The following is a 13,317-nucleotide window of genomic DNA, read 5'->3' as shown; positions in this document are numbered from 1 at the left end:
GGCCCGGACTCTGTTGCCCCGGCGTCCCGAGCGGCGACCATCGGGACAGGAGGTCATCATGATCATCGACTGCGCTTACTACCGGGACGGACGCCGCCAGCACGTCGAGGCGATGTCGGTCGCGGACGCCGCCGCGGCCTGCCGGGCCGGCGGCTTCGTCTGGCTGGGCATGCACGAGCCCACCACCGAGGAACTGACCGAGGTCCGGGACAGTTTCGGCCTGCACGAGCTGGCCGTCGAGGATGCGCAAACGTTCCATCTCCGCCCCAAGGTCGAGCCGTACGAGGGCGACATCCGGCTCGTCATCCTGCGCACCGCCCGGTACGACGACGAGCGTGAGGAGGTCGACTTCGGCGAGGTCAGCGTGTTCGTCGGGCCGTCGTTCGTGATCACGGTCCGACAGGGCGTGGCCAGCGACCTGCACGGCGCGCGGATCCGGCTCGAGCAACGTCCCGAACTGCTGGAGTGCGGCACCAGTTCGGTGCTCTGGGCGATCCTCGACCAGGTCGTCGACGGGTACGGTCCGGTGGTCGCGGAGCTGGAGCGCGACATCGAGGAGGTCGAGCGGACGGTGTTCGCGGGTTCGGTCGCGCCGACGGAGCGGATCTACTTCCTGCGCCGCGAGGTGACCGACTTCTACCGCGCCGTGCATCCGCTGATCGCGGTGCTCGCCACGCTGGAGCGCGACGCCCGTTCCACCCCGCTCCTGCCGTATTTCCGGGACGTGCACGACCACCTGGTGCTGGTGAACGAGGAGGTCGCCGCCCAGCGTGACCTGCTGGCGACGGTCCTGGAGGCGAACATGGCGGTGATCGGCGTCGAGCAGACCAAGGTCAGCGTCCGGCAGAACGCGACGATCGAGCAGCTGACCATCCTGGCCACGGTGTTCCTGCCGCTGACCTTCGTCACCGGCTTCTTCGGCCAGAACTTCGGCTGGCTGGTCGACCGCATCGGCGCCGAGTGGGACTTCCTGGTGCTGGGGATCGGCGGGCTGCTCGTCCCGTGCGTCGCGCTGGCGATCTGGTTCCGCCGTCAACGGGCAGCCCGACGGCAAGCTGCCTGACCGGTCGGCATGCCGCTGCACACGTTGCAGACACCGGCGGCCAAGGGCCGGCAGGTGCTCGGGCCCGGCAACACCGTCCCGGCCGGTAGTACAGTCGCGGGGCATGGCGCGTGTACCTATTGACCCCGCCGGCGGCCGGGAGATCGAGAACCTGATCGCGCGGTACGCCGAGCTGGTCGACGACGGTGACTTCGCCGGGGTCGGCGAGCTGCTGGCGGACACGACGTACCAAGGGAGTGGCGAACCGCTCCAGGGCCGCGCGGAGATCGAGCAGTGGTTCCGCGACACCCTGATCGTCTATCCGGACGGTACGCCGCGCACGCAGCACGTCACGACCAACCTCGCGGTCGAGCGCGACGACAACGAGGCCTTTGCCCGCTCGTACGTGACGGTGCTGCAGGCGCTGCCCGGCGACGTACCCCACATCATCGCCGCCGGGCGCTACCACGACCACTTCGAGCATCGCGACGACCGTTGGCACTGGACCGAACGCAAGGTGAACATCCGCCTCGTCGGCGACGTCAGCAAACACCTACGCCCGTGACCTCTGGCAGATCCTCGAAGACACCGGGCTAGGAGGACCAGCCGCCGAGGTTCAGGTCGGCGACGACGATCGGCTGGCCGGAGGTCAGCGACTGGTTGGCGGCGATCCCGACCGCGACCGCGCGGACGCCGTCGTGGACGTCGGCCGCGCGCCCCAGCGGATCGTTGCCGGGGCCAACGAAGAGGTCGTTGTAGATCAGCTTGTCGCCGCCGCCGTGGCCGCCTTCACCTCGCGGGATCTCGACCTCGACCGCGGTGGCCCAGTGCTTCTGCAGCACCAGCCGCTCACCGTTCGTCCGCACGTCACCGGCGATCACGCGACCGGACGGGTAGCTCGGGTCGATCTGGTCGTCGACGACCGCGGCCCGCTCGACGACCTCCAGCTCCGCGCGCCCGAGCGTGCCGTTGACCGACACCCGATACCCCTCCCACGGCGAGTGCGCGTTCAGCGAGTAGCTCAGCCGCGCGCCGTTCGCGTACTCCGCGATCACCGACATGTTGTCCTCGATCGTGATCCCCGGACCGAACACGTCCTGGTCGCGCAGATACCCGTCGTACTTCTCGGCCTCGTAGTACAACTGCCGGTTGGTGTCGTCGGTGCGCAGGTCGAGCAGCCACGGGTCGTTGGTCGAGCCATCGATCGTGCCGCGCTCCGGACGCTCGCCGAGGCCGCGGGCCGCCGCGTTGTCGGAGCCGTAGAAGGCCAGCCCTCCCGATGCGAACACGCGCTTCGGCGACGAGGCGATCCACCAGTTCACCAGGTCGAAGTGGTGGGACGCCTTGTGGATCAGCAGGCCGCCGGAGTTCTTCTTCTCGCGGTGCCAGCGCCGGAAGTAGTCCGCGCCGTGCCGGGTGTCGAGCACCCACTGGAACTCGACGCTCGTCACCTCGCCGATCTCGCCGTCCTGGATCAGCTGCCGCAGCGCGCTGTTCCGCGGCGAGTACCGGTAGTTGAACGTGACGACCACGGACTTGCCGGACTCGTTCATCGCGTCGACGATCTGCCGGGTGCCGTCGGCGTCGATGGTCAGCGGCTTCTCCACGATGACGTCGGCGCCGGCGCGCAGCAGCCGCGACACGACCGCGGCGTGCGTGTAGTCGGGACTCGTCACCACCACGCGGTCGACGGACTGCTCCTTGACCATCTGCTCGAGGTCGTCGGCGCCGTACTGCGGGAGCTCGCGGCCGCCGAGTTCCGCGACGAAACGCTGGTGGAATGCCAGCCGGCCCGGGTTCGGGTCGAGCAGGGCGACCAGCTCCGCCTCCTCGGGGTGGTCCTGCAGGATCGCGCGGATGTACGACTGCGCGCGCGAACCGGTCCCGGCGACTGCATACCGTCTGGCCACGGTGGACTCCTTCTACTCGTGTAGACACCGACGCTAGCAACCGCTTTCCACGGCGGTCAACCGTCGTACCATCGCTTCATGCCCAAGGACCCGGTGACTCGCAACGACGTGGCGGAGTACGCCGGGGTCAGCACAGCCGTCGTCAGCTACGTCGTGAACGAGGGCCCGCGGAAGGTCGCGCCGCAGACCCGTGAGCGGGTGCTCGACGCGATCCGCGCGCTCGGGTACCGGCCGAACGCGACCGCCCGGGCGCTGCGGATGGGGACGACGCGGACGTTCGGCCTGATCACGCCGGACGGCGGCAATCCGTTGTTCGCCGAGCTCGCGAAGGCCATCGACCGGGAGGCGGCGGCGCGCGGGTACGTCGTCCTGCAGACCAGCGCCGACGGCGATCCCCTGACCGAGCGGGCGAAGATCGCGGAACTGCTGACCCGCCAGGTCAGCGGGTTGCTGCTGGTCGCGCCGACCGCGGATCCGTCGCTGGCCGGCGTCGAGGTCCCGGTGATCGCGATCAACCGGGTGCTGCCGACGGTCAGTTCGGTGCGCCCGGCCTACCGCGAGGGCGCGCGGCTCGGTGTCGAGCACCTGATCTCCCACGGTCATCGCAGGATCGGCCTGGTGATCGGCGGCGCCGGCCACCCCGAGCGCGAGCTGGGCTGGCGCGACGCGCTCGAAGCCGCCGGGCTCGCCGAGGGACCGATCGCCCGCGCCACGTTCTCCCGCGAGGGTGGTTACCGGGCCGCGCAGACGCTGCTGGAATCGCAGCCCACGGCGATCTTCGCCAGCTCCGACCTGCAGGCCATCGGCGTACTGCGGGCGCTCCACGAGGCAGGCGTCGACGTGCCTGGCGACGTTGCGGTGGCGGCGTTCGACGGGACCCCCGAGACCGAGTACGCCTGGCCGCCGCTCACCGTCGTCCGCCAGCCCGTCGAACAACTCGCCCGCGAGGCCGTCCGCCGGCTGATCGAGGGCGAGGAATCGGTGGACGCCCTCACCGTCCCGACAGAGCTGATCCTCCGGAGATCCTGCGGCTGCTAGAGCGTTCCGACATCCTCGAAGATCAGTGCCGTGCGGGTGGCGAGGACCTCGGGGATCGCCTGGAGTTTCTCGAGGACCAGGCGGCGGAGGCCTTCGTTGTCGGCCGCGCGGACCAGCAGGATCGCGTCGAAGTCGCCGCCGACCAGGGCCATGTGCTTGATCTCCGGGATCGCCTGGAGCTGTTTGCGCAGCGTCCGCCAGGAGCTCTGACGGAGACTCAGCGTGACGTACGCCGACGTGGCGAGGCCGAGTCTGAGCGGGTCGACGGTGACCGTGAAACCGGTGATCACGCCGGTGTTCGTGAGCCGCTCGACGCGGGCGTACGCGTTCGCGCGGGAGATGTGCACCTCGTCGGCGAGAGCCCGGATCGAGAGCCGTCCGTCGCGGCCGAGGGCCTCGATGATCTGCCGGTCGATCTCGTCGAGCGCCGGGGCGACGACAATCTGTCCAGGACCGGCCCGGTGGACCATCACCTCGTCGGACATTCTGTGGCCCCAATCTGCTTTCGCGCACCAAACGTCTCGCGATTCTCCCAGCTATGGCTCAACTTGGCCAGGAGGGACGACGATGTGGCTACCGTCCGTCTCCTGCGCTGGAGGGTCCATGACTACCGTCGAGGAGCAGTTGCTCCCCTCCGCGGAACCCGTCTGTCTGATCGATCAGCACGGCGTACCGCACGACCACCCGTCGTACCGGCTGCCCTCCAAAGAGGCGCTGCTGGACGGCTACACACAGTTGATCAAGGGCCGCCGGTTCAACGACCAGGCCAGTGCGCTCGTCCGTCAGGGCCGGCTCGCGGTCTACCCGTCGTCGTTCGGCCAGGAGGCTTGTCAGCTCGCCGCCACGATGGTGCTGCGCGAGGGCGACTGGCTGTTCCCGACGTACCGCGATTCGGTGTCGATCATGAGCCGCGGTGTCGACCCGATCGAGACGCTGACGCTGCTCCGCGGCGACTGGCACTCGGGCTACGACCCGTACGAGCACAAGGTCGCGCCGCAGGCGACGCCGCTCGCGACCCAGCTCCCGCACGCGGTCGGGGTCGCGCACGCGGCCCGGCTGAAGGGCGAGGACACGGTCGTGATGGCGCTCGTCGGCGACGGCGGCACGAGTGAGGGCGACTTCCACGAGGCGCTGAACTTCGCGGCGGTGTTCCGGGCGCCGGTGGTGTTCTTCATCCAGAACAACGAGTACGCGATCTCCGTCCCGCTCGCACGGCAGAGCGCCGCACCGTCGCTCGCGCACAAGGGCATCGGGTACGGCATCCCGGGCGAACGGGCCGACGGCAACGATCTCGCCGGGCTGCTGGCCGTCCTCGGGCAGGCCGTGGAGAAGGCCCGCGCCGGCGAGGGGCCGCAGCTCATCGAGGCGCACACCTACCGGGTACAGGCGCACACCAACGCCGATGACGCGACCCGCTACCGCGAGGACGCGGAGGTCGCCCCGTGGCTGCAGCGCGACCCGATCGAGCGGCTGACGACGTACCTCGAGCAGCAGGGCTGGCTGGACGACGACGTGTTGCAGCGTGCCGAGGCCGGTGCGGTCGAGGTGGCCGCGCAGTTGCGCGACGGATTGATGCCGGAGCCGTCGGTCGATCCCGCCGATCTGTTCGCCCACCTGTACGCCGAGGAGACGCAGCAGTTGCGCGAGCAGGCGGCGTTCCTCCGTGACGAACTCGCCCGTGAGGAGGCCTGATGACGCACACGAAGATCTCGATGGCGCAGGCGCTCAACCAGGCCCTGCGCGACGCGATGACCGCCGACGAGACCGTGGTGATGTTCGGTGAGGACGTCGGCGCGCTCGGCGGTGTCTTCCGGATCACCGACGGGCTGACCGCGGAGTTCGGCGAGCAGCGGTGCTTCGACACCCCGCTGGCCGAGGCCGGCATCGTCGGGATGGCGGTCGGGATGGCGATGAACGGCCTGCGCCCGGTCGTCGAGATGCAGTTCGACGCGTTCGGGTACCCGGCCTTCGAGCAGATCGTGTCGCACGTCGCCAAGATGCGGAACCGGACCCGCGGGCGGGTCACGCTGCCGATGGTGATCCGGATCCCGTACGGCGGCGGCATCGGCGGGGTCGAGCACCACAGCGACTCGTCGGAGAGCTACTTCGCGCACACCCCCGGGCTGACCGTCGTGACCCCGGCGACGGTCGCGGACGCGTACGCGCTGTTGCGTAAGGCAATCGAGTTCCCGGACCCGGTCGTGTTCATGGAGCCGAAGAAGCTCTACTGGGCCAAGGAGGAGGTTGACCTCACCGAGTCACAGCCGGGGATCGGCAAGGCCGTCGTCCGGCGGGAGGGCGCGGACGCGACGCTGATCGCGTACGGTCCTGCGGTGCCGGTCGCGCTGGAGGCCGCCGAGGTCGCCGCGACCGAGGGGCGGCAGCTGACCGTGGTCGATGTGCGGTCGCTCGCGCCGTTCGACGACGAGACGGTGTGCGCGGCGGTCCGGCGTACCGGACGGGCGGTCGTGGTGGCCGAGGCGAGCGGCTTCGCGAGTATGTCGTCGGAGATCGTTGCCCGGGTCACCGAGAAGTGCTTCCACTCGCTGGCCGCGCCGGTGCGGCGGGTGACCGCGTTCGACATCCCGTTCCCGCCACCGAAGCTGGAGAAGCACCAGCTCCCCAGCGTGGACCGGATCCTCGACGCGGTCGACGACCTGCAGTGGGAGGATGCGTGAACACGTTCCTGCTCCCCGACCTCGGCGAGGGCCTGACCGAGGCGGAGATCGTGCGCTGGCTGGTGAAGGTCGGTGACGTGGTCGCCGTCGACACCCCGATCGCGGAGGTCGAGACGGCCAAGTCGATCGTCGAGCTGCCGTCGCCGTACGCCGGGGTGATCGAGGAGCTGCACGGCGAACCCGGCACCACGGTCCCGGTCGGGAAGCCGCTCATCACGGTGGGCGATCCGGACGGCGCGGCGTACCGGCAGGAGGAGCGCGCCGGATCCGGCAACGTCCTGGTCGGCTACGGCACGGACGCCGGCACGTCCTCGGTCCGGCGGCGGAAGCCGCGTTCGGTGGTTTCCGGAAAGAAACCGTCGCCGGTTGCGGAAAACGTTCCGGAAAACAAGGTTCCGTTGGTCATTTCCCCGCTCGTACGCCGGTTGGCGCGGGACGCGGAGGTGGATCTTCGCGAGCTGACCGGGTCCGGCGAGGGCGGTCTGATCGTCCGGCGCGATGTCGAGCAGGCGATCGCCACGCGGCTCGCGGCAACCCAGGAGCCGGTCGCCGTACCGCGGCCCCGCGTGTCGGAGCCGGTGGTCGCGCGGACCGGGCTGCCGGAGCTGCGGCGGGTTCCGATGAGCGGTTTCCGCAAGGCGGTCGTCGCGACGCTGAGCCGGAGCCGGGCGGAGATTCCCGAGGCGACCACCTGGGTCGACGTGGACGCGACCGCGCTGGTCGAGCTCCGCGAGTCGTTGCGGTCGGCAACGGACCCCGGACCCGGGCTGCTCGCGCTGATGGCCCGCTTCGTGGTAGCCGGCCTGCTGAAGTACCCGGAGCTGAACGGGTTCGTCGACACCGAGCGCGAGGAACTCGTGCAGTACGACGGGGTGAACCTCGGCCTCGCCGCACAGACGGACCGCGGGCTCGTCGTCCCGGCCGTCGCGGGCGCGCACGCACTGACGACGCGCGGTCTGGATGCGGAGATCCGCCGCCTGACCGAGTCGGCGCGGGACGGGCGGCTGACCCAGCAGGAGCTGACCTGCGGGACGTTCACGCTGAACAACTACGGCAGCTTCGGGGTCGACGGCAGCGCCGCGATCATCAACCACCCGCAGGTCGCGATCCTCGGCGTCGGCCGGATCATCGACCGGCCGTGGGTGGTCGACGGCGAGCTCGCGATCCGCAAGCTCACGCAGTTGTCGCTCGTGTTCGACCATCGCGTCTGCGACGGCGGGACGGCGGCCGCGTTCCTGCGCTTCGTCGCCGACGCCTTCGAGAACCCCGCTTCGGCCTTCGCCGATCTTTAGGAAATCTGCCGCGGCCGCAGTCCGACCAGGATCACCCGCAGCCCGGAGGCGAACCGCGCCTCCGGGCCGGCGTGGCTCTCGCGGTCCAGGTACGCCGTCAGGTGTTCCGTGTCGACCCCCATCCGGCCGGCCGATTCGGACGCCCAGCGCGATCCGTTCAGCCCGCTGCGCCGTACCACCGAGAGCCAGGCGGCGTCGGTGACGGCCGAGCCGATCAGGTACTGGAAGACGGCCGAGACCGCCGCGACCAGGTGCGGGCCGCGGAAGCCCGCCGACCTGAGGATCGTGTGCAGGCGCTCGGTCAGCCCTTGATAGTTCGGCCCGAGCCCGGCGTGCGAGGCCAGCAACTCGCACGCCCAAGGGTGTTCCGACAATGCCTGATAAGCCGCTCGGACCACGCTCGTCACCTGGTCCCGCCAGTCGCCCTCGTCCCGCGCTTCGAGCGCGGGCGCGAAGACCTCGTCGACCACAAGCTCGAGCAGGTCGTTCTTGGTGGCGATCCGCCAGTACAACGCCGAGGTCGCGGCGGTGCCGAGCTCGGCCGCCATCATCCGCATCGAGAACGCGTCCAGGCCTTCGCGGTCGAGCAGCTTGATCGCGGTCAGGACGATGTCCTCCCGGCTCAGCGGCGCCTTGGTCGGCGATGGCTCCTCCCGCAGCCAGACCGATCCGAGCACCGTCTTCCGATCCGCTTCGCGCGCCACCCGCCGGAGCATAGCCAATACAGCGTCTCAGGACCTAAAACAGCGTATTAGTAGCAAACAGCAACTACTCTCGGTCCGGGCCGGGGACACTGTGTTCCGAAACGTAAGGAGCGCGGCGAGTCGCGCCGCGGAAACTTGCGCCGTGCGAGCGGTGTCGCCACAATCGCGAAGGTCGACCTCCCGTGGGGGCGGGCCGGTGTCCACCGGAGCGGAGTTCGACCTACCGGGGGCTCGTAGCTCTGGGTAGATGGCTTTCACCGCCTGGCCGATTCCGGCGCAAGCCGTCGGGGCCACCGACGATCTGCCGGTCGAGAGACCGGCCCAGACCTAGGGAAGACTGTGAACGACACATCGGTGAATGCGCGGGGGCGCTTCAAGAACTCACGCGTCATCGCGCTACTCGGCAGCGCGGGCGCGCTGGCACTCGCCGTGGGAGGTGTCACCCTCGCAACGGCGCCGTCGGCGTCCGCGGAGACGGTGACCACGATCCCTGGCAACCCGAAGTGCAAGACCCTGATTCCGGGCTCGACGGAGATCAAGTTCGACGGAGATGACAAGGGCAACCCGCCCGTGCCCGGGTCGAAGGAGGGCGCCGGCGTCACAGTGACCTGGACCCAGACCGGCGACCTGATCGACTTCACCGCCACCGGCGGCACCGTGCTCGGCGCCATCGTCAAGGGCGGGCCGAACGCGACCTTCTACGACTACCGTCCCGGTGGGACCACCGCGGATACCGGTCTGCACACGCCGGTTAACGACAAGAACGGCAAGTACTACGGGCTCAGCCACCTGAGCTTCTGCGTCGGACAGGGCACCACGCCGACGCCGACCCCGACGGACACCCCGACCACGACCCCGTCCGAGACGCCGTCCGAGACCCCGTCCGAGACGCCGTCGGAGACCCCGAGCGAAACTCCGTCGGAGACGCCCAGCGAGACTCCGTCCGAGACGCCGTCGGAGACCCCGAGCGAGACTCCGTCCGAGACGCCGTCGGAAACCCCGAGCGAAACTCCGTCGGAAACGCCGAGCGAGACACCTTCCGAGACGCCGTCAGAAACCCCGAGCGAAACTCCGTCGGAGACCCCGAGCGAGACTCCTTCGGGCACGCCGAGCACATCTCCGTCGGAGATCCCGTCGGCGACCAGCAGCTCGAGCACGCCGGCCGGTGTGCCGACCGCGATCGACGCCGGTCTGTCGGGTGGCGCGAAGAACACGTCGGCGCTCTCGAGCACCCAGGGCACCTGGGGTATCGCCCTGCTGTGCCTCGGCGGTGTGCTCCTGATCGCCGGTGCGGCGAAGACGCTGCAGCGCCGGGGTCAGCACTCTGCCTGACGCCATGCCGAAACGTCGCCGTCCAGGCCGCGCACGCCCATCATGGTGGGCGATCGCGGCCTGGACGGCCGGCGTCGCACTTCTCGTGACCGGCGCTTACCTCCAGTTCAGGCCGAAGGACGACACGAGCCGTCCACAGGCCGGCACCGGCACGTCCGCGGTCAGCGGCCCGGGCGGCACGTCGTCGAGCGGAAGCGCGACCGCGCCTACGCAGAGCACCGGATCCTTGCCGACGGGCGCGCCGTCGAAGGCTCCGCGGCAGAGTGCGCCGCCCCCGGAGGTCCGCAGCACGGCGCGTCCTCAGCCCGGCGACCCGATCAGGGTCTCCGTGCCACGGCTGGGAGTCTCGGCCCGGGTGCTGAGCATCCGGGCCCGCGGCGGCACGCTCGTACCGCCGTCGAATCCGCTGCTCGTCGGATGGTGGTCCGACGGAGCCAGACCGGGCGCCACCAGGGGCTCGGCGATCATCACCGGGCACACCGTGCACACCGGCGGTGGCGCGTTCGACGACCTCGACCGGCTGACGGCCGGTGACACGGTCTCGGTGACGACCCGACGCGGAGCGATCAGCTATGTGGTCACGACGGTCACGGTCTATCGCAAGCGAGCGCTTGCGAAGGCGGCATCCAGGGTCTTCGACCAATCGGTCCCCGGCCGCCTCGTCCTGGTCACCTGCGAGGACTGGGACGGTACGTCGTACCTCAGCAACGCTGTGGTGGTCGCCGTCCCCAAGACCTGACCCGGACTGTCGTCAGGCCACGTTGAAGGTGTCGGGGTCGGGCCCCGTGCGTTCGCTACGGTCCAGCGTGCCGATGACGGCCAGATCCTCGTCGGCGAGCGCGAAGTCGAAGACGTTCAGGTTCTCGCGGATGCGGGACGGGGTGACCGACTTCGGGATGACGATGTTGCCGAGCTGCAGGTGCCAGCGAAGGACGATCTGCGCGGGTGTGCGCTCGTACTGCTCGGCCAGCGTTTCGATCAGTGGCTCCGACAGCAGCCTGCCGCCCTTGGCCAGCGGACTCCAGGCCTCGGTGCGGATGCCGAAGTCCCGGCCGTAGGCGCGTACGTCGGTCTGCTGCAGGTACGGGTGCAACTCGACCTGGTTCACTGCCGGGGTGATGCCGGACAGCCGGTCCAGGTGGTCAGGCTGGAAGTTGGAGACGCCGATCGCGCGGACGCGGCCGTCGGCGTACAGCTTCTCCAGTGCGCGCCAGGTGTCGGCGTACAGGTCCCGGGCCGGCGTGGGCCAGTGGATGAGGTACAGGTCCAGGTACTCCAGGCCGAGGAGCGACAGGCTCTGGTCGAACGCCTTCAGCGTCGAGTCGTAGCCCTGGTCCGCGTTCCACAGCTTGGTGGTGATGAACAGGTCGCCGCGGTCGATCCCGGATGCCGCGACCGCCTGACCGACGCCCGCCTCGTTCTGGTACGCCGCCGCGGTGTCGATGCTGCGGTACCCGGCCTCGAGCGCGTTCGTCACGGCGGTTGCCGTTTCGTCGTTCGGGACCTGGAAGACGCCGTACCCGAGCTGGGGCATCTCGACGCCGTTGTTGAGCTTCACGGTGGGGATCATCAGTGGCTTCCTTCAAGGGCTAGCGCGGAGACCCGGGTGCGGTCGAGCAGGCCTGAGATGAGTGCGACGAGCAGACCGGTGACGGCCAGCGCGGCGCCGACCCAGTTGGGCGCCGTGTAGCCGAGGCCGTGCTCGATGGTGAGGCCGCCGAGGTAAGCGCCGGCGGCGTTGCCGAGGTTGAACGCAGCGATGTTGGCCGCGGATGCCAGCGCCGGAGCACCTGTCGCCTTGTCCATCACGCGCTTCTGCAGTGGTGCGACCGTGGCGAAGCCCGCAGCGCCGAAGAGCGCGATGGTCACGGCAGACGGGAGCTTGGCGTGCGCGGTGAAGACGAAGACGACCAGTACGGCGGCCAGTAGCGTCAGGATGAGGTACAGACTCGGCATCAGCGACCGGTCCGCGGCCTTACCTCCCAGCAGGTTGCCGACGACGAGCCCTCCGCCGAACAGCACCAGCAGCCAGGTCACAGCACCAGCAGAGAAGCCCGCGACCTCGGTCATCATCGGTGCGATGTAGGTGAACGACGCGAACACCCCGGCGAAGCCCAGTGCGGTCATGGCCAGTGCGAGCCACACCTGCAAGCTCTTGAACACGGCCAGCTCGCTACGCAGCCCGGGACCTTCTGCTGTGTCCTGCCGCGGCACCAGGAACACGATGCCCAGCAGCCCGATCACCCCGAGCGCGGTCACGGCCCAGAACGTCGACCGCCACCCGAACTGCTGACCCAGCGCGGTCCCGCCCGGCACGCCGAGCACGTTGGCCACTGTCAGCCCGGTGAACATCAGGGCGATCGCGCTGGCCTGCTTCGCCTTCGGGACCAAAGACGCCGCGACCACGGAGCCGACGCCGAAGAACGCGCCGTGCGAAAGCGCCGCCACGATCCGGCCAGTCATCAGGACGCCGTACGACGGGGCGAGCGCGGACAACAGGTTTCCGGCGATGAAGACGCCCATCAGCGCGATCAGCACGGTCTTGCGGGAGACCTTGGAGCCGATCGCGGTGAGCAGCGGGGCGCCGACCACGACGCCCAGCGCGTAGCCGGAGATGAGCAGTCCGGCGGACGGGATGCTGACGCCGAAGTCGGTGGCGACCTCGGGCAGCAGCCCCATGATGACGAACTCGGTCGTCCCGATCCCGAAGGCGCCGATGGCGAGCGCGAGCAAGGCCGCGGGCATGGGTTGTTCTCTCCCTCGAATGTAGTCTTATGACTGTTACCGGCGTGCGCGATAGTTGCACACGCGGGCTATTGCACAAGCGCTATGATTGCGCATGCAAGAACGAAGTTCAAGTGGAGGTTGTCATGGGACTACCGGATGACGCCGCGGAGGCGCGGGCGCAGGGGTGGCGGACCCTGGCGGCGCTGCACGCCCGGATCGAGGACGAGCTGGAGCGCGCGCTGCAGAAGCAGCACGGGCTGTCCGTGAGTGAGTACAGCGTGCTGGACGTGCTGGCGCGGCAGGACGACTACCACCTGCGCATGAACCAGCTGTCGAACGCCGTGGTCCTGAGTCAGTCCGCCACAACCCGGCTGGTGAACCGGTTGGAGGACCGCAAGCTCCTGCAGCGCTACCTGTGCCCGACCGACCGCCGTGGCATCTACACCGAGGTCACCGAGGCCGGCCGCGACCTGCTGGACCAGGCCCAGCCCACCCATGACGCCGTCCTGACGTCCGCGCTGCAGCAGGCCTCCGAGCTGCCCGAGCTCTCCCCGCTGGTCGAGGCGCTGGGGAAACTCCCGCTGACGGTGTGAC

Annotated in this window: 15 protein-coding genes; 9 read left to right on the top strand and 6 right to left on the bottom strand. The window is 69.5% G+C overall.

Annotated features, from left to right (window positions below; translation table 11 throughout):
* Positions 1–58 precede the first annotated feature (58 nt).
* Together ABZX12_RS19905 and ABZX12_RS19900 are read left to right on the top strand one after the other, a co-directional pair.
* Entirely contained in the window at positions 59–1,063 is a 1,005-nt protein-coding gene (locus ABZX12_RS19905; protein WP_355695007.1) for a magnesium and cobalt transport protein CorA, read from the top strand.
* A gap of 103 nt (positions 1,064–1,166) precedes the next feature.
* Positions 1,167–1,607, top strand: a complete 441-nt coding sequence (locus tag ABZX12_RS19900; protein WP_355695005.1) for a nuclear transport factor 2 family protein — start codon at positions 1,167–1,169, stop codon at positions 1,605–1,607.
* A 28-nt stretch (positions 1,608–1,635) separates the two neighbouring features.
* Here ABZX12_RS19900 and ABZX12_RS19895 read toward each other — a convergent pair whose 3' ends face one another.
* Positions 1,636–2,952 (bottom strand): Gfo/Idh/MocA family oxidoreductase, encoded by a 1,317-nt coding sequence (locus ABZX12_RS19895; protein ID WP_355695004.1) that lies wholly within the window; start codon positions 2,950–2,952, stop codon positions 1,636–1,638.
* 78 nt (positions 2,953–3,030) lie between these two features.
* Here ABZX12_RS19895 and ABZX12_RS19890 point away from each other — a divergent pair, with 78 nt between their 5' ends.
* Positions 3,031–3,990: a LacI family DNA-binding transcriptional regulator gene (locus ABZX12_RS19890; RefSeq protein ID WP_355695002.1), complete on the top strand. Its 960-nt coding sequence runs from the start codon at positions 3,031–3,033 to the stop codon at positions 3,988–3,990.
* Here ABZX12_RS19890 and ABZX12_RS19885 read toward each other — a convergent pair.
* Positions 3,987–4,475: an Lrp/AsnC family transcriptional regulator gene (locus ABZX12_RS19885; RefSeq protein ID WP_130387870.1), complete on the bottom strand. Its 489-nt coding sequence runs from the start codon at positions 4,473–4,475 to the stop codon at positions 3,987–3,989. The two genes, ABZX12_RS19890 and ABZX12_RS19885, sit on opposite strands and share 4 nt — an antisense overlap.
* Before the next feature lie 118 nt (positions 4,476–4,593).
* Here ABZX12_RS19885 and ABZX12_RS19880 point away from each other — a divergent pair, with 118 nt between their 5' ends.
* The 3 genes from ABZX12_RS19880 to ABZX12_RS19870 are packed head-to-tail and all read left to right on the top strand — an operon-like array spanning position 4,594 to position 7,960.
* On the top strand, positions 4,594–5,682 hold the full coding sequence (locus ABZX12_RS19880) for a thiamine pyrophosphate-dependent dehydrogenase E1 component subunit alpha (protein WP_355695000.1): 1,089 nt from the start codon (positions 4,594–4,596) through the stop codon (positions 5,680–5,682).
* Positions 5,682–6,668 carry an alpha-ketoacid dehydrogenase subunit beta gene (locus ABZX12_RS19875; RefSeq protein ID WP_355694998.1) on the top strand — a complete coding sequence of 329 codons (987 nt, stop codon included), beginning with the start codon at positions 5,682–5,684 and terminating at the stop codon, positions 6,666–6,668. Before ABZX12_RS19880 ends, ABZX12_RS19875 begins: the two co-directional genes overlap by 1 nt.
* Positions 6,665–7,960: a dihydrolipoamide acetyltransferase family protein gene (locus ABZX12_RS19870; protein WP_355694996.1), complete on the top strand. Its 1,296-nt coding sequence runs from the start codon at positions 6,665–6,667 to the stop codon at positions 7,958–7,960. Before ABZX12_RS19875 ends, ABZX12_RS19870 begins: the two co-directional genes overlap by 4 nt.
* Here the strand turns inward: ABZX12_RS19870 and ABZX12_RS19865 are convergent.
* A complete protein-coding gene (locus ABZX12_RS19865; RefSeq protein WP_355694994.1) occupies positions 7,957–8,664 on the bottom strand; it encodes a TetR/AcrR family transcriptional regulator C-terminal domain-containing protein in 708 nt (235 codons plus the stop codon). The genes ABZX12_RS19870 and ABZX12_RS19865 overlap by 4 nt on opposite strands.
* Before the next feature lie 339 nt (positions 8,665–9,003).
* On the opposite strand from ABZX12_RS19865, the gene ABZX12_RS19860 reads away from it, so the two are divergent.
* Positions 9,004–9,996, top strand: coding sequence for a hypothetical protein (locus ABZX12_RS19860; RefSeq protein WP_355694993.1), 993 nt, complete (start codon positions 9,004–9,006; stop codon positions 9,994–9,996).
* A gap of 96 nt (positions 9,997–10,092) precedes the next feature.
* Here the strand turns inward: ABZX12_RS19860 and ABZX12_RS19855 are convergent, their stop codons facing one another.
* Positions 10,093–10,287 carry a hypothetical protein gene (locus ABZX12_RS19855; protein WP_355694991.1) on the bottom strand — a complete coding sequence of 65 codons (195 nt, stop codon included), beginning with the start codon at positions 10,285–10,287 and terminating at the stop codon, positions 10,093–10,095.
* Positions 10,288–10,324: 37 nt separating this feature from the next.
* Between ABZX12_RS19855 and ABZX12_RS19850 the strand changes: the two genes are divergently transcribed.
* On the top strand, positions 10,325–10,735 hold the full coding sequence (locus ABZX12_RS19850; protein WP_355694989.1) for a class F sortase: 411 nt from the start codon (positions 10,325–10,327) through the stop codon (positions 10,733–10,735).
* Between the two features lie 12 nt (positions 10,736–10,747).
* Here ABZX12_RS19850 and ABZX12_RS19845 read toward each other — a convergent pair whose 3' ends face one another.
* Positions 10,748–11,566, bottom strand: a complete 819-nt coding sequence (locus ABZX12_RS19845; RefSeq protein WP_355694988.1) for an aldo/keto reductase — start codon at positions 11,564–11,566, stop codon at positions 10,748–10,750.
* On the bottom strand, positions 11,566–12,741 hold the full coding sequence (locus ABZX12_RS19840; protein WP_355694986.1) for an MFS transporter: 1,176 nt from the start codon (positions 12,739–12,741) through the stop codon (positions 11,566–11,568). Before ABZX12_RS19840 ends, ABZX12_RS19845 begins: the two co-directional genes overlap by 1 nt.
* Positions 12,742–12,866: 125 nt before the next feature.
* On the opposite strand from ABZX12_RS19840, the gene ABZX12_RS19835 reads away from it, so the two are divergent.
* The gene (locus ABZX12_RS19835; protein ID WP_355694984.1) at positions 12,867–13,316 is read left to right on the top strand and encodes a MarR family transcriptional regulator; all 450 of its coding nucleotides are present in this window, start codon (positions 12,867–12,869) and stop codon (positions 13,314–13,316) included.
* Position 13,317 lies beyond the last annotated feature (1 nt).

Source organism: Kribbella sp. NPDC003505 (assembly GCF_040610875.1).
GTDB lineage: Bacteria > Actinomycetota > Actinomycetes > Propionibacteriales > Kribbellaceae > Kribbella.
Note: the sequence above shows the minus strand (reverse complement) of the source record. Positions and strands in the feature narration are given on the sequence as shown.

Bases quoted from the DNA above. Each gene is read 5' to 3' on its own strand.
- ABZX12_RS19845 (WP_355694988.1), bottom strand. From the start codon at position 11,566: ATGATCCCCACCGTGAAGCTCAACAACGGCGTCGAGATGCCCCAGCTC.
- ABZX12_RS19900 (WP_355695005.1), top strand. From the start codon at position 1,167: ATGGCGCGTGTACCTATTGACCCCGCCGGCGGCCGGGAGATCGAGAAC.
- ABZX12_RS19880 (WP_355695000.1), top strand. From the start codon at position 4,594: ATGACTACCGTCGAGGAGCAGTTGCTCCCCTCCGCGGAACCCGTCTGT.
- ABZX12_RS19840 (WP_355694986.1), bottom strand. From the start codon at position 12,741: ATGCCCGCGGCCTTGCTCGCGCTCGCCATCGGCGCCTTCGGGATCGGG.
- ABZX12_RS19905 (WP_355695007.1), top strand. From the start codon at position 59: ATGATCATCGACTGCGCTTACTACCGGGACGGACGCCGCCAGCACGTC.
- ABZX12_RS19890 (WP_355695002.1), top strand. From the start codon at position 3,031: ATGCCCAAGGACCCGGTGACTCGCAACGACGTGGCGGAGTACGCCGGG.
- ABZX12_RS19875 (WP_355694998.1), top strand. From the start codon at position 5,682: ATGACGCACACGAAGATCTCGATGGCGCAGGCGCTCAACCAGGCCCTG.
- ABZX12_RS19835 (WP_355694984.1), top strand. From the start codon at position 12,867: ATGGGACTACCGGATGACGCCGCGGAGGCGCGGGCGCAGGGGTGGCGG.
- ABZX12_RS19885 (WP_130387870.1), bottom strand. From the start codon at position 4,475: ATGTCCGACGAGGTGATGGTCCACCGGGCCGGTCCTGGACAGATTGTC.